At 67.8% G+C, this 16,655-nt stretch carries 19 protein-coding genes and 2 pseudogenes; 4 read left to right on the forward strand and 17 right to left on the reverse strand.

Annotation, left to right across the window (positions count from 1 at the left end):
* Window positions 1-7: 7 nt before the first annotated feature.
* Genes aceK through HZ992_RS20255 form a run of 4 tightly spaced genes read right to left on the reverse strand, consistent with a single transcriptional unit; the run spans window position 8 to window position 4,164 of the window.
* Entirely contained in the window at window positions 8-1,792 is a 1,785-nt protein-coding gene (gene aceK, locus HZ992_RS20240; protein ID WP_209383613.1) for a bifunctional isocitrate dehydrogenase kinase/phosphatase, read from the reverse strand.
* Between the two features lie 13 nt (window positions 1,793-1,805).
* The gene (gene can, locus HZ992_RS20245) at window positions 1,806-2,489 is read right to left on the reverse strand and encodes a carbonate dehydratase (protein WP_209383614.1); all 684 of its coding nucleotides are present in this window, start codon (window positions 2,487-2,489) and stop codon (window positions 1,806-1,808) included.
* Window positions 2,490-2,517: 28 nt separating this feature from the next.
* Window positions 2,518-3,699 (reverse strand): isovaleryl-CoA dehydrogenase, encoded by a 1,182-nt coding sequence (locus HZ992_RS20250; RefSeq protein ID WP_209383615.1) that lies wholly within the window; start codon window positions 3,697-3,699, stop codon window positions 2,518-2,520.
* A gap of 12 nt (window positions 3,700-3,711) precedes the next feature.
* On the reverse strand, window positions 3,712-4,164 hold the full coding sequence (locus HZ992_RS20255; RefSeq protein ID WP_245213134.1) for a PaaI family thioesterase: 453 nt from the start codon (window positions 4,162-4,164) through the stop codon (window positions 3,712-3,714).
* A gap of 174 nt (window positions 4,165-4,338) precedes the next feature.
* Here HZ992_RS20255 and HZ992_RS20260 point away from each other — a divergent pair, with 174 nt between their 5' ends.
* Together HZ992_RS20260 and HZ992_RS20265 are read left to right on the forward strand one after the other, a co-directional pair.
* The gene (locus HZ992_RS20260) at window positions 4,339-4,620 is read left to right on the forward strand and encodes a hypothetical protein (protein WP_209383616.1); all 282 of its coding nucleotides are present in this window, start codon (window positions 4,339-4,341) and stop codon (window positions 4,618-4,620) included.
* A 40-nt stretch (window positions 4,621-4,660) separates the two neighbouring features.
* Entirely contained in the window at window positions 4,661-5,197 is a 537-nt protein-coding gene (locus HZ992_RS20265) for a hypothetical protein (protein ID WP_209383617.1), read from the forward strand.
* 7 nt (window positions 5,198-5,204) lie between these two features.
* Here the strand turns inward: HZ992_RS20265 and HZ992_RS20270 are convergent, their stop codons facing one another.
* Window positions 5,205-5,636: a MerR family transcriptional regulator gene (locus HZ992_RS20270; RefSeq protein ID WP_209383618.1), complete on the reverse strand. Its 432-nt coding sequence runs from the start codon at window positions 5,634-5,636 to the stop codon at window positions 5,205-5,207.
* Between the two features lie 57 nt (window positions 5,637-5,693).
* Between HZ992_RS20270 and HZ992_RS20275 the strand changes: the two genes are divergently transcribed.
* A complete protein-coding gene (locus HZ992_RS20275) occupies window positions 5,694-6,752 on the forward strand; it encodes an MBL fold metallo-hydrolase (RefSeq protein WP_209383619.1) in 1,059 nt (352 codons plus the stop codon).
* 4 nt (window positions 6,753-6,756) lie between these two features.
* Here the strand turns inward: HZ992_RS20275 and HZ992_RS20280 are convergent, their stop codons facing one another.
* The 9 genes and pseudogenes from HZ992_RS20280 to HZ992_RS25875 form a co-directional block, all read right to left on the reverse strand.
* Window positions 6,757-7,305 carry a DUF456 domain-containing protein gene (locus HZ992_RS20280; RefSeq protein WP_209383620.1) on the reverse strand — a complete coding sequence of 183 codons (549 nt, stop codon included), beginning with the start codon at window positions 7,303-7,305 and terminating at the stop codon, window positions 6,757-6,759.
* A gap of 62 nt (window positions 7,306-7,367) precedes the next feature.
* Window positions 7,368-8,273, reverse strand: a complete 906-nt coding sequence (locus HZ992_RS20285; protein WP_209383621.1) for a polysaccharide deacetylase family protein — start codon at window positions 8,271-8,273, stop codon at window positions 7,368-7,370.
* Window positions 8,270-8,944, reverse strand: a complete 675-nt coding sequence (locus tag HZ992_RS20290; protein WP_209383622.1) for a GntR family transcriptional regulator — start codon at window positions 8,942-8,944, stop codon at window positions 8,270-8,272. Before HZ992_RS20290 ends, HZ992_RS20285 begins: the two co-directional genes overlap by 4 nt.
* Before the next feature lie 40 nt (window positions 8,945-8,984).
* On the reverse strand, window positions 8,985-9,815 hold the full coding sequence (locus HZ992_RS20295; protein WP_209383623.1) for an ABC transporter permease: 831 nt from the start codon (window positions 9,813-9,815) through the stop codon (window positions 8,985-8,987).
* Between the two features lies 1 nt (window position 9,816).
* Window positions 9,817-10,700 (reverse strand): annotated as a pseudogene (locus HZ992_RS20300) (ABC transporter permease).
* Window positions 10,681-11,943: pseudogene (locus HZ992_RS20305) on the reverse strand (PotD/PotF family extracellular solute-binding protein). The pseudogenes HZ992_RS20300 and HZ992_RS20305 overlap by 20 nt, the downstream one beginning before the upstream one ends.
* Window positions 11,944-12,051: 108 nt before the next feature.
* Window positions 12,052-12,249: a TOBE domain-containing protein gene (locus HZ992_RS20310; protein ID WP_209383624.1), complete on the reverse strand. Its 198-nt coding sequence runs from the start codon at window positions 12,247-12,249 to the stop codon at window positions 12,052-12,054.
* Window positions 12,246-12,548 (reverse strand): ATP-binding cassette domain-containing protein, encoded by a 303-nt coding sequence (locus HZ992_RS25870; protein WP_245213135.1) that lies wholly within the window; start codon window positions 12,546-12,548, stop codon window positions 12,246-12,248. Before HZ992_RS25870 ends, HZ992_RS20310 begins: the two co-directional genes overlap by 4 nt.
* A 35-nt stretch (window positions 12,549-12,583) precedes the next feature.
* Complete coding sequence (locus tag HZ992_RS25875; RefSeq protein WP_245213136.1) at window positions 12,584-13,039, reverse strand: ABC transporter ATP-binding protein; 456 nt, start codon at window positions 13,037-13,039, stop codon at window positions 12,584-12,586.
* 217 nt (window positions 13,040-13,256) lie between these two features.
* Between HZ992_RS25875 and HZ992_RS20320 the strand changes: the two genes are divergently transcribed.
* Window positions 13,257-13,991: an aspartate/glutamate racemase family protein gene (locus tag HZ992_RS20320; RefSeq protein ID WP_209383625.1), complete on the forward strand. Its 735-nt coding sequence runs from the start codon at window positions 13,257-13,259 to the stop codon at window positions 13,989-13,991.
* A gap of 352 nt (window positions 13,992-14,343) precedes the next feature.
* Here HZ992_RS20320 and HZ992_RS20325 read toward each other — a convergent pair whose 3' ends face one another.
* Genes HZ992_RS20325 through gmhB form a run of 3 tightly spaced genes read right to left on the reverse strand, consistent with a single transcriptional unit; the run spans window position 14,344 to window position 16,654 of the window.
* Complete coding sequence (locus tag HZ992_RS20325) at window positions 14,344-15,264, reverse strand: M48 family metallopeptidase (RefSeq protein ID WP_209383626.1); 921 nt, start codon at window positions 15,262-15,264, stop codon at window positions 14,344-14,346.
* Window positions 15,265-15,275: 11 nt separating this feature from the next.
* Window positions 15,276-16,031 carry a lysophospholipid acyltransferase family protein gene (locus HZ992_RS20330; protein ID WP_209383627.1) on the reverse strand — a complete coding sequence of 252 codons (756 nt, stop codon included), beginning with the start codon at window positions 16,029-16,031 and terminating at the stop codon, window positions 15,276-15,278.
* Window positions 16,028-16,654, reverse strand: a complete 627-nt coding sequence (gene gmhB, locus HZ992_RS20335) for a D-glycero-beta-D-manno-heptose 1,7-bisphosphate 7-phosphatase (RefSeq protein WP_245213137.1) — start codon at window positions 16,652-16,654, stop codon at window positions 16,028-16,030. The genes HZ992_RS20330 and gmhB overlap by 4 nt, the downstream gene beginning before the upstream one ends.
* Window position 16,655: the final 1 nt, after the last annotated feature.

Consider the following 16,655-nt stretch of genomic DNA (forward strand, 5'->3'; position numbering starts at 1 on the left):
CAGCGCCTCAGATGCCGGCCTCGAGCGCCTCGGCCTCGGTGTGCGCCTGGTGGCGGAAGCGCTTGCGCTGCTCGTAGGGAAACACGTCGTGCACGTGGCCGGCGAGGATGCGCTCCTTGTGGCCTTGCCAGAAGGCGACGTCGAGCAGGTCGGCGTGGTGCTTCAGGAACACCTCGCGCACGGCCGTGTTGCCGAGCAGGAAGGGGCCGAAGGTCTCCGGGAAGACGTCGCGCGGGCCGACGTGGTACCAGATCTCGCCGGACATCTCTTCCTCCTCATTGCGCGGCTCGGGCACGCGGCGGAAGTTGCAGTCGGTCAGGTACTCGATCTCGTCGTAGTCATAGAACACCACCTTGCCGTGGCGCGTGACGCCGAAGTTCTTCCAGAGCATGTCGCCGGGGAAGATGTTGGCGCGCACCAGGTCCTTGATGGCGTTGCCGTACTCGATGACGGCGTGCTCCATCTGCCGCGGGCTGGCCTCCTGCAGGTAGATGTTCAGCGGGATCATGCGCCGCTCGATGTAGACGTGGCGGATCACCAGCGTCTCGCCGTCTTCCTCGAGCAGGCTGGGGCAGTAGTGCTGGAGCTCGGCGATCAGTTCCTCTTCGAAGCGCGAGCGCGGGAAGGCGACGTTGCTGTACTCCAGCGTGTCGGCCATGCGGCCCACGCGATCGTGCGTCTTCACCAGCAGGTACTTGCTCTTGATGAGCTCGCGCGAGGTCTCCTTCGGCGGCGGGTAGAAATCCTTGATGACCTTGAACACGTAGGGGTAGCTCGGCAGGTCGAACACCAGCATCACCATGCCCTTGATGCCCGGCGCGATGCGGAACTTGTCGCTGCTGTGGCGCTGGTGGTAGAGCAGGTCGCGGTAGAAGATGTTCTTGCCCTGCTTCTGCAGGCCGATGGCGTTGTACAGCTCGCTCTTGGGCTTGCGCGGCATCATCGAGCGCAGGAACTGCACGCAGGCCGAGGGCACTTCCATGTCGACCATGAAGTAGGCGCGCGCGAAGCTGAACAGCATCAGCAGGTCGTCCTCGCCGAACAGCGCGGCGTCGATGGCCAGCTGCCCGTGCGGCGTGTGCAGGATGGGCAGCGCGAACGGCACCTCGTTGAAGCCGTTGATGATCTTGCCGACCGCGTAGGCGCCCTTGTTCCGGTAGAACAGCGACGACAGCACCTGCAGCTGGAAGTTCGCCCGCATGCGGAACTCGCCCAGCCGCGAGATCACCGCCGCGAGCACATGGTCGACGTCGCGGCCGAGATCCTCGAACTCGCGCGCGAGCTGGAAGTTGTCGATCACGCGCAGCAGCGTGTCGCGCAGCGTGTCCTTGGTCGGGTAGTAGGCGCGGTAGGTCGGCAACGAGGCCGGCTCGTCGTTCTCGATGTACTCGGTGCTCACCGCCGGGCGCACGAAGATGAAGTCGTTGCGGAAGTAGCTGCGGTGCAGGATCTTCGTCGTCACCGAGTTGAAGAAGGTCTCGGCGAGCTCGGGCTGGTGGTGGTTGGTGAGCAGGCCGATGTAGTGCAGCTTGACCTGCTGCCACACGTCCATCGGCAGGGTCGATGCCTGGAATTCCTTCTGCAGCCGCTCGGCCGCCTCGTCGACGCGCTTGTCGTAGAACTCGATGCGCTCGCGCTGGGCGCGCTGCTGGCCGTGCCAGTCGGCCTGCTCGAAGCGGCGCTTGGCCTGCGCGCTGGTCTCGCGGAACAGCCGGTAATGGCGGTTGAAGCCGTCGAGCAGCGCCTGCGCGATGTCGAAGCCGCGTGAGTCGGTGAGGCGGGTCGGGAACATCGCGCGCCGTCCTTCAGGGCTTGCCGTTCTTGCGGATGGCGTCGTAGCGCGTCTTCAGCGCGCCCAAGGCCAGGCCGTAGGCGGCCGCCACCTCGCCGGCGTTCGCCACGGTGATCTTCAGGTCTTCCAGCAGGCCGTTGTGCAGGCCGTAGACCCAGCCGTGCACCACCACCGACTGGCCGCGCTCCCAGGCGTCCTGCACCACGGTGGTCTCGCAGACGTTGAGCGACTGCTCGAGCACGTTCAGCTCGCACAGCGCCTTGAGCCGGAGCGTGTCGTCTTCCATGCCGTCGATCCAGGTGCGGTGCTTGTTGCGCACGTCCTGCACGTGGCGGATCCAGTTGTCGGCCAGGCCGACGCGGCGGTTGTGCAGCGCCGCGGCCACGCCGCCGCAGCCGTAGTGGCCCACCACCATGATGTGGCGCACCTGCAGCATGTCGATGGCGAACTGCATCACCGACAACGCGTTGAGGTCGGAGTGAACCACCACGTTGGCCACGTTGCGGTGCACGAACACATCGCCCGGCAACAGGCCGAGGATCTCGTTGGCTGGCACGCGGCTGTCGGCGCAGCCGATCCACAGGTACTGCGGCGCCTGCTGCGCCAGCAGGCTGGTGAAGAAACCCGGCGTGCGCCGCTCGGTGTCGGCGGCCCAGCGCCGGTTGCTTTCGAACAGTTCTTCGAGGGAGGTGCTCATGGCACGGCAGTTTACGCAGCCGCCCCGCTCACATCGTCTCGGCGAACAATTCCCGACCGATCAGCATCCGCCGGATCTCGCTCGTGCCCGCGCCGATCTCGTACAGCTTGGCGTCGCGCCACAGGCGCCCGAGCGGGTACTCGTTGATGTAGCCGTTGCCGCCGAACAGCTGGATGCCTTCGCCCGCCATCCAGGTCGCCTTCTCGGCACACCACAGGATCACGCTGGCGCAGTCCTTTCGCACTTGGCGCACGTGCTCGGCGCCGAGCATGTCGAGGTTCTTGCCCACTGTGTAGCAGAAGGCGCGGCCGGCCTGCAGCACGGTGTACATGTCGGCCACCTTGCCCTGCACGAGCTGGAACTCGCCGATGCTCTGGCCGAACTGCTTGCGGTCGTGGATGTAGGGCACCACGTTGTCCATCACCGCCTGCATGATGCCGATCGGCCCGGCGGCAAGCACCGCGCGCTCGTAGTCGAGGCCCGACATCAGCACCTTGGCGCCGCCGTTGAGCGTGCCCAGCACGTTCTCGGCCGGCACTTCGACGTTGTTGAACACCATCTCACCGGTGTGGCTGCCGCGCATGCCCAGCTTGTCGAGCTTCTGCGCCGTGGAAAAGCCCTTCATGCCCTTCTCGACGATGAAGGCGGTGACGCCGCGCGCACCGAGCTCCGGCTCGGTCTTCGCGTAGACGACCATGGTGTCGGCGTCCGGGCCGTTGGTGATCCACATCTTGGTGCCGTTGAGCACGTAGACGCCGCCCTTCTCGACCGCCTTGAGCTTCATCGAGATGACGTCGGAGCCGGCGCCCGGCTCGCTCATGGCCAGCGCGCCGACATGCTCGCCGCTGATCAGCTTGGGCAGGTACTTCTTCTTCTGCGCCTCGCTGCCGTTGCGTTTGAGCTGGTTGACGCACAGGTTGCTGTGCGCGCCGTAGCTCAGGCCCACCGAGGCGCTGGCGCGGCTGATCTCCTCCATGGCGATCATGTGCGCCAGGTAGCCCATGCCGGCGCCGCCGTATTCCTCGGGCACGGTGATGCCGAGCACGCCGAGCTCGCCCATCTTGCGCCACAGGTCCATCGGGAACTGGTCCGACTGGTCGATCTCGCCGGCGCGCGGCGCGATCTCGGCCTGCGCGAAGTCGCGCACCGCGTCGCGCAACGCATCGATGTCTTCGCCGAGCTGGAAGTTGAGTCCGGGCAGGTCGTTCATGGCGGGGTCTCCTCAGTGTTTCAGTGCCTCGCGGCCGCGCACCGTCATCACGGTGGCGGTCATGGTGGCGATCAGCTTCTCGTTGCCGCCGTCTTCGTCGTGCTGCGTCGCACGGCCGTCGACCACGCTGATGGTGCGCCCCGGCTTGATGACCACGCCCTCGAATCGGAAGCGCGGGCCGCGCGCCGGCGCGAGCAGGTTGATCTTGAACTCGATGGTGAGCACCGCGGCGTCCTCGGGCATCAGTGAAAACGCCGCATAGCCGCAGGCCGAGTCCAGCGCCGCCGAGACGATGCCGGCATGAATGAAGCCGTGCTGCTGCGTCAGCGAATCCCGGTGCGCCATCGCCAGCACCACGCGCCCCGGATCCACCGACTCCAGCGTCGCGCCCAGTGTGACCATGGCGGCCTGGCGCGCGAAGGAATCGCGCGTGCGCTGGGCGTAGCCGGCGTCGTGGGGGTGCATGCAAGGCCTCCATGCGCAGCGGATGCGCAATTGACGTTTACGTAAACGTCAATGATAGCGGAGCCGGCGTTCGGCGACTGCCGGGGTCTGCCCTGATGAATCGCAATGCAGCGCGGTACCGGCGGCCTAGATTGTTCTCATGGGCCCCCGCCGCGGAGTCCCCCGGAGATCACCATGAACCGATCACGTCAGCTCGCCATTCTTGCCCTGTCCGCCTCGCTGCTGGCCTTGTCAGGCTGCGCCGGCATGAGTCACCGCCACCCGGCTGGTGACGCGGCCACTGCCGGGCCGATGGGCGGCATGCACGGAATGCACGGAATGCAGGCCATGCACGAGCGCATCATGAATGCGAAGACGACTGAAGAGCGCCAGGCGCTGATGGCCCAGCACATGAAGGACATGCCCGGGCAATGTGCCGAGATGATGGGCCCGGGCGGCAACGCACCGCCGAAATAGCCGTGAGCTAGCCCGGCCATCGCGCGACACTCGGGGCGTCATGGACACCCTCGCGCACGGCCTGTGGGCCGCCATCGGCATCGCGGCGATGCAGCCGCGTTTCGCCGTCACGCGCACCCAGGCCGTGGCGGCTGTCTCGCTCGCCGTGGCGCCGGACTTGCTGCAGTGGCTGCCGTTGCTGGGCTGGGCCGCCGTCGGCGGCGGTCACCTGAGCGACCTGACCACCTTCGGGCTCGCGCTCCCAGGCCAGGAACCGGGTTTGCCGGAGATCGTCGCCCTGCTGACCCACCACCTGCACTGCATCATGCACAGCGCCGTGGTCGCAGGCGTCGTGACGGCGTTGGCCTGGCGCTTTCGTCGCGCGATGCTGCTGCCACTGCTGGGCTGGTGGTCGCACATCGTCATCGATGTGCCCACCCATTCGGCCGACTACTACGCGGTGCCCGTGCTGTACCCGTTCACGCAGCGCGGCTTCGACGGCTGGGCCTGGAACACACCGGCCGCGCTGGCGCTGAACTACACGGCCATCGCGGCCGCACTGGGCTGGCTGGCCTGGCGGCGGCGCCGCCGGCTCTGAAAGCGGCTCAGCCGCCCTTGCGCCGCTCGCCCTCGGCGAGCAGGCGTCGCGCTTCCTTCTCGTGGGCGCGCACCTCGTCGAGCGTGGCGTCGAGGTCGGCCATCTGCTGCTCGAGCTGGGCGCGATGCGCGGCCAGCACGACTAGGAACTTCTTCAGCTGCGGCTGCGTGTCGCGCGGCGACTCGTACATGTCGACGAGTTCCTTCACCTCCGCCAGCGTGAGGCCGAGGCGCTTGCCGCGCAGCGTCAGCTTGAGCCGGGTGCGGTCGCGCGCGGTGTAGACGCGGTTGCGGCCGCTGCGCTGCGGCGTGATGAGGCCGCAATCCTCGTAGAAGCGGATGGCGCGGGTGGTGAGATCGAACTCGCGCGCCAGTTCACCGATGGTGTAGGTGGCCCCACCGGACGAGGGCGACGCTTGGGCGACAGCGGCTACGGACATGGCGGCTTACACTGGCTCGATTGACGTTTACGTCAAGTGTAGCGAAGCCTGCCCCCCATGAATCCCGACGAGCGCCACCTGCAGTACACCTTCGGCGACACCCTGCCGTCCACCGGCACCACACTGGAGGTGGCGACCGGCGTCCGCTGGCTGCGCATGCCGCTGCCCTTCGCGCTGGACCACATCAACCTGTGGCTGCTGCGCGATCGCGACGAAGCCGGCCGCGAGGGCTGGGCGATCGTCGATTGCGGCATCGCCAACGACATCACGCGCGCCGCCTGGGAGCAAGTCTTCCAGAGCGAGCTGCAGGGCCTGCCGGTGCTGCGCGTGATCGTCACGCACATGCACCCCGACCACATCGGCCTGGCGCACTGGCTCACCGAGCGCTGGGGCGTGCGGCTGTGGATCAGCGCCACCGACTTCAACGCCGCACGCCTGGCCAGCCAGTCGACCACCGGCTTCGGCGGCGAGAGCGCGGCGGCCTTCATGGCCAGCCACGGCCTGACCGACCCCGACGCGGTGGACAAGGTGCGCAAGCGCAGCAACTACTACGCGAGCATGGTGCCGCAGGTGCCGGCACGCTTTCGCCGCCTGATGGGAGGCGACACCCTGCGCATCGGAGAGCACGACTGGGCCTGCCACGCCGGCTATGGCCACGCGCCGGAGCACATCTCGCTGCACTGCGCCGCTTTGGGCGTGCTGATCAGCGGCGACATGGTGCTGCCGCGCATCTCCACCAACGTCAGCGTGATCGACCTGGAACCCGAGGCCAACCCGTTGCCGCTGTACCTGTCCTCGATCGGCCGCATGCTGGCCTTGCCCGCCGAGACGCTGGTGCTGCCCTCGCACGGCAAGCCCTTCCGCGGCCTGCACACCCGCGTCGGGCAGCTGGTGGCGCACCACGACGAACGATTCGCCGACCTGATGGCCGCCTGCGCGCAGGCGCCGCAGACTGCGGCGAGCCTGCTGCCGGTGCTCTTCCGCCGGCCGCTGGACCTGCACCAGACCACCTTCGCGATGGGCGAGTCGATCGCCCACCTGAACGCGCTGTGGCTGCGCGGCGAACTGAAGCGCGAACTCGGCGCTGACGGCGTGCTGCGCTTCGCGCCGGCCTGAGCGCCTAGACGATGTAGGCGACGGCGAACACGCCGATCATCAGGAACACGAGCACCAGCTTGACAACGGTGCCGAGCAACTGGCCGACCCAGGTGGCCACGCCCACGCGGGTGGCTTGGCGGCCGGCCAGCGCATGGTCGGCCGGGCTGGCGAAGCCGCCGAGCTTGCGATGCTGGCTCCAGTACTCGCCCGCCATCGCACCCGCCAGCGGCATGAACAGCAGGCCGACGAAGCCGGTGAAGATGCCCAGCAGCGTGCCGAGGGCCGCACCCGCCACCGCCGCCGGGCTCGCGCCGGCCTTCTTCGCGCCGAGCAGCGCCGCCACGTAGTCGGTGGCCCAGGCCAGCACGGCGAGCAGCGCGATGAAGCCGACCGTCCAGCCCGACACCTTGGCGAAGCCGTCGATCCAGGCGCCCAGCCCCACGCCGGCGAGCACGAGGATGGCGCCGGGCAGCACCGGCAGGATCGCCCCCGCCACGCCCACCGCCATCAGCGAGAGGGCCAGCAACCACCACCAGGGGTTGGCCGCGACCACCGTGACCGTTTCCAGCATCGCCACACTCCAGCCGGGCAAACGTGCCCGAGGTCGCGAAGATGGTGGCGCGTCGCCGCGATTCAAGCGGCCGGGCCGGCCACCGCGTCGACGATGGCCCCCGGCGTGGTGATCCACACCTCGTGATCGGCGTGCCGAGCCACGTGCTGAAGAGCGCGCCGCAGGTGGCGCAGCCGGTAGGGCTGGCCGACCAGGTAGGGGTGCAGCGCCAGGCCCATCACCAGCGAGGGCGCGTCGTCGTTGCGCTGCGTCTGCTCGAGCATCTCGTCGAACTGGTCGACGATCATCTGCGCGAAATCCTTGCCGTCCAACTGGCGTGCCACGATCATCGGGATGTCATTGAGCTCCTGCGGATAGGGCACCGACCACAGCGTGCCCCCGCCACGCGTGCGCATCGGCACCGGCTGGTCGTCGTGGCACCAGTTCAGCGTGTAGCGGTAGCCGGTCTCGCGCAGCAGGTCGGGCGTGTGCGCGCTCTCCGAGATCCACGGCGACAGCCAGCCCTGCGGCGCACGGCCATGCGCCTGCGTCATGCGGTTGCGGCACTGCTGCAGCAGCGCGCGCTCCTGAGCCTCGGGCCAGCCGCCCTGCCGCTCGGCATTGGTGTGGCCGTGGGCGATCAGTTCGTCGCCGCGTTCGGCGAAGGCCATCACGACCTGCGGGCAGTGGTCGTACAGCGCGGTGTTGACCAGCGCGCCCACCGGCAGCGACAGGTCGTCGAACAGGTCGAGGCAGCGCCACACGCCGACGCGGTTGCCGTACTCGCGCCAGCCGTAGTTCAGCACGTCGACCGGCGCGGAAGGCGCCAGCGTCGCGCCCAGGCCCTCGCCGAAGGCGAAGTGCTCGATGTTGAAGCCGATGTAGAAGGCCAGCTTCGCGCCGCCGGGCCAGACGAAGCGCATGCGCTCACCGATGCCCGAGTAGTCGAAGCGGTCGTGGCCCGGCAGCGCACCGTAGGGTTCGCTCATGCATCCTCCCGGTAGGGCGCGAAGACATCGCGCAGCGCAGGTGTAGCACGGGCGGCCGGCGCGTCCAGCGAACGCTCGATCTCGTTGAGGTGGCGGCGCATCTCGGTGGCCGCGGCGGCAGCGCTGTCGGCCTCGAGCTTGCCCAGCAGCACGCGGTGGCTGTGCGCCACGCACATCGGTTCGCCCGGCGGCTTGTACAGCGCCATCAGCAGCGAGGTGGTGGGCAACAGCTCCTCGAGCATGCGCACGAACAGCGGGTTGCCGCTCAGCCGCGCCAGCTCCACATGGAAGGCGCCGGACAGGCGGATCGCCTCCCTGTGGTCGCCCGCCTTGGTAGCCCGCTCCTCGGCATCGACGAGGCGTTTCAGGCCGGCCACCTGCGCCTTCTCCAGCGAGCCGGCCAGGCGGCGCACCACCTCGCACTCGACCACGCGGCGCGCGTCGAACACATGCGCGCCTTCGGCGCGCGTCGGCTCGGGCACCTGCGCTCCGCGATTGGGCCGCAGCACCACCACGCCGTCCTGGGCCAGCCGGTGCAGCGCCTGGCGCACCAGGGTGCGCGAGACGGCGAAGGTTTGCGCCAGCTCTTCCTCGCGCAGCCGCGCGCCGGGCGGCAGGCGGTGGTCGATCACCGCGGCGTAGATGGCGTCGTAGACCCGGTCGGCCGCCATCGCAGGGGCCGGAGCGTTCAGCGTGCGGCGTGGCACGCGCTCAGCCGCCGAGGCGGCGGCGGTTGCGCCGGCCCAGCCACGCGGCGGCGCCCAGCGCCAGCGCGATGACGACCAGCGAGATCATCGTGGTCACGGTGCCCAGCGCATAGAGCACCGGCGTCGTCACGTTGGTCGTCATGCCGTAGATTTCGAGTGGCAGCGTGTTGAAGGTGCCGGCAGTGTAGAGGCTGCGGGCGAACTCGTCGTAGGACAGCGTGAACCCGAACAAGCCGACGCCGATCAGGCTGGGCAGCAGAATGGGCACCACCACGTGCCTGATCGTCTGCCAGGAGGTGGCGCCGAGGTCGCGCGCCGCTTCCTCGTAGCGCCGGTCGAAGCGATTGAAGACGGCGAACATGATCAGCAGACCGAACGGCAGCGTCCAGGTGAGGTGGGCGCCAAAAGCGGAGCTGTACCAGGCCGGATCCCAGCCCAGGACGCGGAACAACAGTCCGATGCCCAGGCTGATCAAGATCGAAGGAACGATCAGGCTGGCAATGGCGAGGTAGAAGATGATGCCGGATCCGCGGAAGCGCGAGAAGCGAAACGCAAGCCCGGCGGAAAACGACGCGATCACCGTCACGACCATGGTCGCGGCACCCAGCGCCATCGAGCGCTGGAAGGAGCCCGCAAAGTCGCCGACCATCTGCTTCTCGAACAGGTTCTTGAACCAGTGCAGCGACACGCCGTTCATCGGGAAGGTGAGCCCGCCGGACGGACCCTGGAACGACAGGATGAGGATGGTCAGCGTCGGCCCGTAGAGGAACAGCACGAACAGGCAGAAGAAGGCGCCGAGGATCCAGAAGGCGGGACCGCGCTTGCCGTGCTGCACGTCACAGCTCCTTGCGGATGTCGACGAGGCGCATCATGGCCGCGACGATGAGCAAGACGACCAACAGCAGGATCACTGCATTTGCCGCGGCGGCAGGGTACTGCAGCAGCGACATGGCGTTGGCCATCATCAGCCCGACCGACGCACTCAGCCCGCCACTCATCATGCGCACGGTGACGAAGTCGCCCATGACGATGGTGACGATGAAGATCGAACCGATGGCGATGCCGGGCTTGCACAGCGGCAGGATGACGTTCCAAAGCGTCTGCCACCCCGAGGCGCCGGCGTCGCGCGCTGCCTCGAGCAGGCTGCGGTCGATGCGCATCATCGAGTTGAAGATCGGCACCACCATGAACAGCGTGTAGAGGTGGACATAGGCCAGCACGACCGCGAAATCCGAATAGAGCAGGAACTCCAGCGGCTGCTGGATCAGGCCCATGTTCATCAGCGTGGTGTTGGCGAGGCCGTTGCGCCCGAGGAACGGGATCCACGAGATCATGCGGATGACGTTGGAGGTCCAGAACGGATGGTGCAGATCAGGAACAACACCGTCTGCATCGTCGGCGAGCGCACGTAGAACGCTACGAAGTAAGCGACGGCGAAGCCGATGACGAGGGTCAGCGCCCAGGTGATGAGAGCGAACTGGATGGTCTGCTGGTAGGTCCGCCAGGTGACCGGCGACAGCAGCAGTTCCTCATAGTTCTGCAGCCAGTGAAGGCCGGGATGATCTGCGTCGTAGTCGCTGGTCGGCCAGAAGCTCACCGCGCCGATCAGCAACAGCGGCGCGATGAAGAAGAACAGGAACACCGCCCCGAAGGGCAGTGCCTGCAGCCACGCCGGCGGACCGGCGCGAAGGCTCGTCGACTTAGGCGGCGACGAACTCATTCCACTTCTGGACCATGTAGGTGTTCTCGTCCATCAGCGCGTTCCAGCAGGCGATGCCGCCCATGCGCTGCTCGTACGAACCCCCGTCGCGCACGCCGCCGGCCTTGTGCAGCAGGTCGCCGTTGGGCGACTTGATGTCCTTCTCGGCGGGCTTGCCTTCCATCCAGTAGGCCCACTCGTAGGGCTCCATCTTGGCTTTGGCGGTCTCGAGCACGGCGCTGTAGTAGCCCTGGCGGTTCAGGTAGGCACCGGCCCAGCCGTCGAGGAACCAGTTGATGAACTCGTAGGCGCCGTCGAGCTTCTTGCCCGACAGCGTGGCCGGCAGGCCGAAGCCGGCGGCCCAGGCGCGATAACCTTCCTTGAGCGGCTGGTAGACGCAGGGCGACGCCCTTGGCAGCGCACCGCCGAGTCACCGCCGGCGACCACATCGACTGGATCACGACCTCGCCCGAGGTCATGAGGTTCACCGACTCGTCGAAGGTCTTCCAGAAGGCGCGGAACTGTCCTTCCTTCTTGGTCTTGATCAGGAAATCGATGGTCTTGTCGATTTCCGCCTTGGTCATGTTGCCCTTGTCGCCGTACTTCACGATGCCGGCCGACTCGCAGATCATGGCGGCGTCCATGATGCCGATCGACGGGATGTTCAGGATCGACGTCTTGCCCTTGAACTTCGGGTCGAGGATGTCCTTCCAGTTCTCGATCTTGCGACCGACCAGGTCGGGCCGGATGCCCAGCGTGTCAGCATTGTAGATCGTGGGGATCATGGCTCATGAACCAGCCGGTCTGGCGACTTGGCGAACACCTTGGTCGAGCTCGGGCCCTCGACGAAGCTCACCGTGTTCGGCGCCGTGCCCTGGGCGCCTGACCGCCTGTGCAGGCTTCGAGCTTGCCGGTGGTGAACAGCGTGGTGATCTTGTCGGCGTTCTTGATCTTCTTGACGTCGATGCCCTTGAGGTTGCCGGTGGGCACGATCTTCTTCAGCGAGAAGTACTCGGTGTCGATCGATGTCGAACGCTGTTGGGCTGAGGTCACTACACGCTGCTTGGTCACCGCGTCGGTGTTGACGGCGACGTCATCTGCAGCGTGATGCCGAGTGTCGGCCTTGCACTTCTCGGCGATCTCGTTGATCGCCGTTCACCGCGGTGCCGCACTGGCGCAGCACGATGTTCTTGTTGTTCTGCGCCCATGCATCACCGGGAACAGCCGGTGATCGCGCAGGCTGCCCAGCGCCGCGCCTTGCAATACCGGCCGCACCCTTGCAGCATCCTGCGACGGCCTACGCAGTCGCATTTGATTTCCGTGCCATTTCGGTTCTCTCCTTCAATTGGATGTCCGCAGGGCAAATGCGTCCTCAGGCCGACAAAACGGACGTGAACTTCGGCGGCGTCCCAGTGCGCGCTGGCGCTGTCGACACCACGGCCGACAAGGTCTCCAGTCCTGCGACGTCGATACCAACCTGGACAGTCGATCCGAGATATTCGACGGAGCGCGCCACGCCCTGGAGCGACGATGCGCCCACGTCGGCGACGCCGCCTGCCTGCACGGTCATGCGGTCGGCACGGGATGGCCACGAGAGGCGAACTGCCGGTGCCGCGTGCCACCGCGGTCGGCAACATTGTGTCCGCCAATGAACTTGGCGACGAAGGACGAGGCCGGCCGGTTGAAGACCTGGCGGGCAGTATCGGCCTGTTCGATCTTGCCGCCGTTCATCACCACGACGAGGTCGGTAAGCGCCATCGCCTCATCCTGGCTGTGCGTCACATGGATGAAGCTGATGCCGAGCCGGGTCTGCAGGGTCTTCAGCTCTTCGCGCATCCGGATGCGCAGGAACGGATCGAGCGCCGACAATGGCTCGTCGAGTAGCAGGACCTGCGGATCGGTGATCAGCGCGCGCGCGCCAGGGCCACGCGCTGCTGCTGGCCGCCCGAGAGTTGGGCCGGCAAGCGGCTGGCATACGGTTCCATCTGGACCCGCCCCAGCACCTCGCGGGCGCGGGCCCGGCGGGTATCCTTGTCGACGCCGCGCATTTTGAGGCTGAAGGCGACGTTGTCGGTGCAGTCGAGGTGCGGAAACAATGCGTAACTTTGGAACATCATCGCCGTGCCGCGCCGCCGGCGGCAGGTAGGTGATGTTCTCCGAACCGAGGATGACGTCGCCCTCGCTGGCGCCTCCTCGTGGCCGGCGATCATGCGCAGGGTCGTGGTCTTGCCACAGCCCGAGGGACCGAGCAGGCAGCAGTAGCTGCCGGCGGCGATCTTCAGCGCGATGCGGTCGACGGCCGTGGTCTCGCCGTACCGTTTGGTGACGTGGATGAGCTCGAGCTTCGCATCGGCGGCCATGGGGCCAGTGTATGCAAAGCATGTGCCACCGCACCCCCGGGCCGCCCCGGATGGCAGGACGCCGAAAACGCACCGTGGCGCACCACGATCTGCACCAGCACGGGCATCTCCGCAGGCGATTCGCCCGGAATTGGGGCGACGCAGCCGCCGGCGCACGGGCTCGGCTCTTGCGGTAAGGTGAGGACTTCGTTCGACGCTTTGTATACAGGATGGGCCGATGAAGCTGCGCGTGATCAACCCCAACACGACTGCGTCGATGACCGCGCTGATCGGTGAGGCGGCCCGCGCCGTGGCCGCGCCCGGCACGCTGATCGAGGCGGTTCAGCCGACTTTCGGCGCGCCTTCGATCGAGGGCCACCACGACGACGTGTGGGCCGCGGCCGGCGTGGCCGAGCAAGTGCGCCTGGGCGAAGCCGCCGGCGCCGACGCCCACATCATTGCCTGCTTCGGCGACCCCGGCCTGCACGGTGCGCGCGAACTGGCCCGCGGGCCGGTCATCGGCATCGCCGAGGCGGCCTTCCATGCCGCCTCGCTGCTGGCCACCGGCTTCTCGGTGGTGACGACGCTGACGCGCACCTGCGTGATCGCCGAGCACCTGGTGGTGCAGTACGGCTTCGAGCGCCGCTGCCGCGGCATCCACGGCACCGACATCGCCGTGCTCGAGCTGGAGGACCCGGCGAGCAACGCCTTCGCGCGCATCCTGGCCTGCGCCGAGCAGGCGCTGGTGAACGACCGCAGCGGTGCCATCGTGCTCGGCTGCGCCGGCATGGCGGACCTGTGCCACACGCTGCAGCAGCGGCTGGGCGTGCCGGTGGTGGACGGCGTGGCGGCCGCGGTGAAGCTGGCCGAGGGGCTGGTGTCGCTGGGGCTCGGGACGAGCAAGCGCGGCGACTATGCCTTGCCGCTGGCGAAGACCTACGCCGGGCTAGCGGCTCCCTACTCTCCTAAATGACTTTTGCGCTTGTTCTGCGCGCAGCAGCCCGCCGGTCTCGCCCGGCCGGCGAGATCCTTTCTTCTGCTGGCCCAGAAGAAAGGATCCAAAGAAGAGGGCCTGAATACGATCTGGCTGCTGCCGCTGGCTAGAACATTCGGTTGTTGAACGCCAGAGCCCATCGACCCGCTGGATCGCCCAACACGTGCTGGGTGGTGCGAGCCTGCAGATCGAGTCAACGGCCGCCTCTGGTCTGCGGCCAATTGAACCAATCGAATCGTGTTCGGGCCCTTTGCTTTGGTGACTTTCACTTGGGCCAGCAAATGAAAGTTACCGCCGGCCGGGCGCGACCGGCGGGCTGCCCCGCAGAAGCTCAGTCGAACACCGGCAACGAATCGTCCTTGAGGCTGCCCCGAACCCGTTCGTAGTCCGGCAACACCGACCGCACCACATCCCAGAACCTCGGGCTGTGATTCATCTCCCGCAGATGCGCCAGCTCGTGCGTCACCACGTAGTCGATCGTCGTCAACGCAAAGTGCACCAAGCGCCAGTTGAGCCGGATCGACCCGTCGGCCGACGCGCTGCCCCAGCGCGTCTGCGCCGACGACAGCGACAACCGCGTGCAGCGCACGCCGAGCTTATCGGCGAAGTGCTTCACCCGCTCCTCGAAGACGCGCTTGGCCTGCCGCTGCAGCCAGCTCTGCACCGCATCGCGGATCTGCTCAGGCGTCGCGGTGTGCGGCAGGCCGACGTGCAGCGTCAGGCGCGGAACGCCCGGCAGCGACTGCGCATCGGTGTTGAGCATCGCGCCGGTGGCACGAGCATCCAGCACCACGATCACCGTCTCACCGAGGAAGGGCACGGCCGCACCGTCGCGCCAGTCGACCTTGGCCTGCAGCTGGCGCTGGGCACGGTCCTGCTGCTCGGCCAGCTTGCGCAGGATCCAGTCGGCCTTCTCGCGCAGCGCCGCCTCGATGTCGCCGACGCCGACCCAGCGCGGCGCATTCACCGCCAGGCCCTCGGCGCCGACGATGAAGCCGATGGTGCGCCGCCTCACCCGCCGCAGCGCGTAGGCGACCAGGTGCTCGCGCAGCCGGATCTCGCGATCGGCCTGCGGGTGGCGGAACACCGCCACGACGGACTCGCGCGGCGGGTTGGCGGACTCGGGCGTCGGGGCGGGGATCGCTGTCGGTGCGCGCGGCACGGCGCTGACGGCCTCGGGCGCCGCCGCCGGCGCCGCCACATCGAACAGCGAGAGCTGCAGGGCTTCGGCGGTTGCGGCGCGGCGCGGCATGGGCGCGGAGTTTACGTGGGCTGCGCGGCGGGCGCGCCGGCCGGCTGGTAGGCCTCGGGATCGAGCCGGCGCATCTCGGACTCGATCCAGCCTTCGACCTCGCGCATCAGTTCGTCGGGCTCACGGCCCACGGCGGGGATCGGCCGGCCGATGGAGATGTCGACCACGCCGGGGCGCAGCACGAAGCTCTTGCGCGGCCAGCAGCGCGCCGAGGTCACCGCGATCGGTACCACCGGCACGCCGGTGGTCACCGCCAGCCGCGTCGCGCCGCTCTTGTAGGCGCCCTGGCTGCCGCGCGGCGTGCGCGTGCCCTCGGGGAACATGATGACCCAGTGGCCGTCGGCCATGAAGCGGCGGCCCTGCTCGGCGACCTTGTTCCAGGCCTCGGTGCGCCGGCTGCGGTCGATGTGGATCATGTCGAGCCGGCCCATCGCCCAGCCGAAGAACGGGATCAAGAGCAGCTCGCGCTTGAACACATAGCACAGCGGCCTGGGCATCAAGGTCGGGAAGGCGAAGGTCTCCCAGGTCGACTGGTGCTTGGGGCACAGGATGACGGCGCTGTCGGGCAGGTTCTCCCAGCCGTGGATGCGGTGGCGCACCCCGCAGATCACCTTCGAACCCCAGGTGGCCAGGCGCAGCCAGCCGGCGGTGAACCAGTACAGGCGGTCGCCGCGCACGAAGATCGACAGCGTCAGCACCGCGATCGCATAGGGCACCACCGTGACCGACAGCCACAGCACGTAGAGCGCGGAACGCAGCACGTTCATGTGTCGGGCGTTCCGTAGCCCGAGGGCGGTTCGCCGGCGGCCACGCGCACGGCGCGTTCGCGCTCGATCAGCCACTCGGCGAAGGCACCGAGGTCGTCGTGCACCGTGGTGCCGGGTACCTTCGCGCACAGCTCGGCGATCTCCGCCTCGCCCATGCGCGCGGCCTTGCCGGTGCGCACGAGGTGGGGCTCGCAGCCGGCCAGCGTGCCGGCCTGCAGGTCGCGCAGCACGTCGCCGACCACCGGCACCAGGCTCAGGTCCACGCCGTAGCGCTCGCCGATCTGCTTGAACAGGCCAGGCATCGGTTTGCGGCAATCGCAGTTGTCGGCCGGCGTGTGCGGGCAGAAGAACACCGCGTCGATGCGGCCACCATGCTTGGCCAGCATCTGGTGCATCTTCAGGTGCATCGCATTGAGTGTGGCCATGTCGAACAGGCCGCGGCCGATGCCTGACTGGTTGCTCGCCACCACGGTGTGCCAGCCTGCGTGGTTCAGCCGCGCGATCGCCTCCAGCGCGCCGGGCACGGGAATCCACTCCTCGGGCGACTTGACGTAGTCGTCGCGATCCTCGTTGATGGTGCCGTCGCGGTCGAGGATGACGAGCTTCATGGTGTTGTGGTGCATG

This window comes from Rhizobacter sp. AJA081-3, from assembly GCF_017795745.1.
In the GTDB taxonomy this organism is placed as follows: Bacteria; Pseudomonadota; Gammaproteobacteria; order Burkholderiales; family Burkholderiaceae_C; genus Piscinibacter.

Bases quoted from the DNA above. Each gene is read 5' to 3' on its own strand.
- HZ992_RS20330 (WP_209383627.1), bottom strand. From the start codon at position 16,031: ATGAACGTGCTGCGTTCCGCGCTCTACGTGCTGTGGCTGTCGGTCACG.
- HZ992_RS20310 (WP_209383624.1), bottom strand. From the start codon at position 12,249: ATGACCGTGCAGGCAGGCGGCGTCGCCGACGTGGGCGCATCGTCGCTC.
- HZ992_RS20325 (WP_209383626.1), bottom strand. From the start codon at position 15,264: ATGCCGCGCCGCGCCGCAACCGCCGAAGCCCTGCAGCTCTCGCTGTTC.
- can (WP_209383614.1), bottom strand. From the start codon at position 2,489: ATGAGCACCTCCCTCGAAGAACTGTTCGAAAGCAACCGGCGCTGGGCC.
- HZ992_RS20320 (WP_209383625.1), top strand. From the start codon at position 13,257: ATGAAGCTGCGCGTGATCAACCCCAACACGACTGCGTCGATGACCGCG.
- HZ992_RS20260 (WP_209383616.1), top strand. From the start codon at position 4,339: ATGAACCGATCACGTCAGCTCGCCATTCTTGCCCTGTCCGCCTCGCTG.
- HZ992_RS25875 (WP_245213136.1), bottom strand. From the start codon at position 13,039: ATGGCCGCCGATGCGAAGCTCGAGCTCATCCACGTCACCAAACGGTAC.
- HZ992_RS20280 (WP_209383620.1), bottom strand. From the start codon at position 7,305: ATGCTGGAAACGGTCACGGTGGTCGCGGCCAACCCCTGGTGGTGGTTG.
- HZ992_RS20270 (WP_209383618.1), bottom strand. From the start codon at position 5,636: ATGTCCGTAGCCGCTGTCGCCCAAGCGTCGCCCTCGTCCGGTGGGGCC.
- HZ992_RS20290 (WP_209383622.1), bottom strand. From the start codon at position 8,944: ATGGCGGCCGACCGGGTCTACGACGCCATCTACGCCGCGGTGATCGAC.
- HZ992_RS20285 (WP_209383621.1), bottom strand. From the start codon at position 8,273: ATGAGCGAACCCTACGGTGCGCTGCCGGGCCACGACCGCTTCGACTAC.
- HZ992_RS20265 (WP_209383617.1), top strand. From the start codon at position 4,661: ATGGACACCCTCGCGCACGGCCTGTGGGCCGCCATCGGCATCGCGGCG.
- gmhB (WP_245213137.1), bottom strand. From the start codon at position 16,654: ATGCACCACAACACCATGAAGCTCGTCATCCTCGACCGCGACGGCACC.
- HZ992_RS20250 (WP_209383615.1), bottom strand. From the start codon at position 3,699: ATGAACGACCTGCCCGGACTCAACTTCCAGCTCGGCGAAGACATCGAT.
- HZ992_RS20255 (WP_245213134.1), bottom strand. From the start codon at position 4,164: ATGCACCCCCACGACGCCGGCTACGCCCAGCGCACGCGCGATTCCTTC.
- aceK (WP_209383613.1), bottom strand. From the start codon at position 1,792: ATGTTCCCGACCCGCCTCACCGACTCACGCGGCTTCGACATCGCGCAG.
- HZ992_RS20275 (WP_209383619.1), top strand. From the start codon at position 5,694: ATGAATCCCGACGAGCGCCACCTGCAGTACACCTTCGGCGACACCCTG.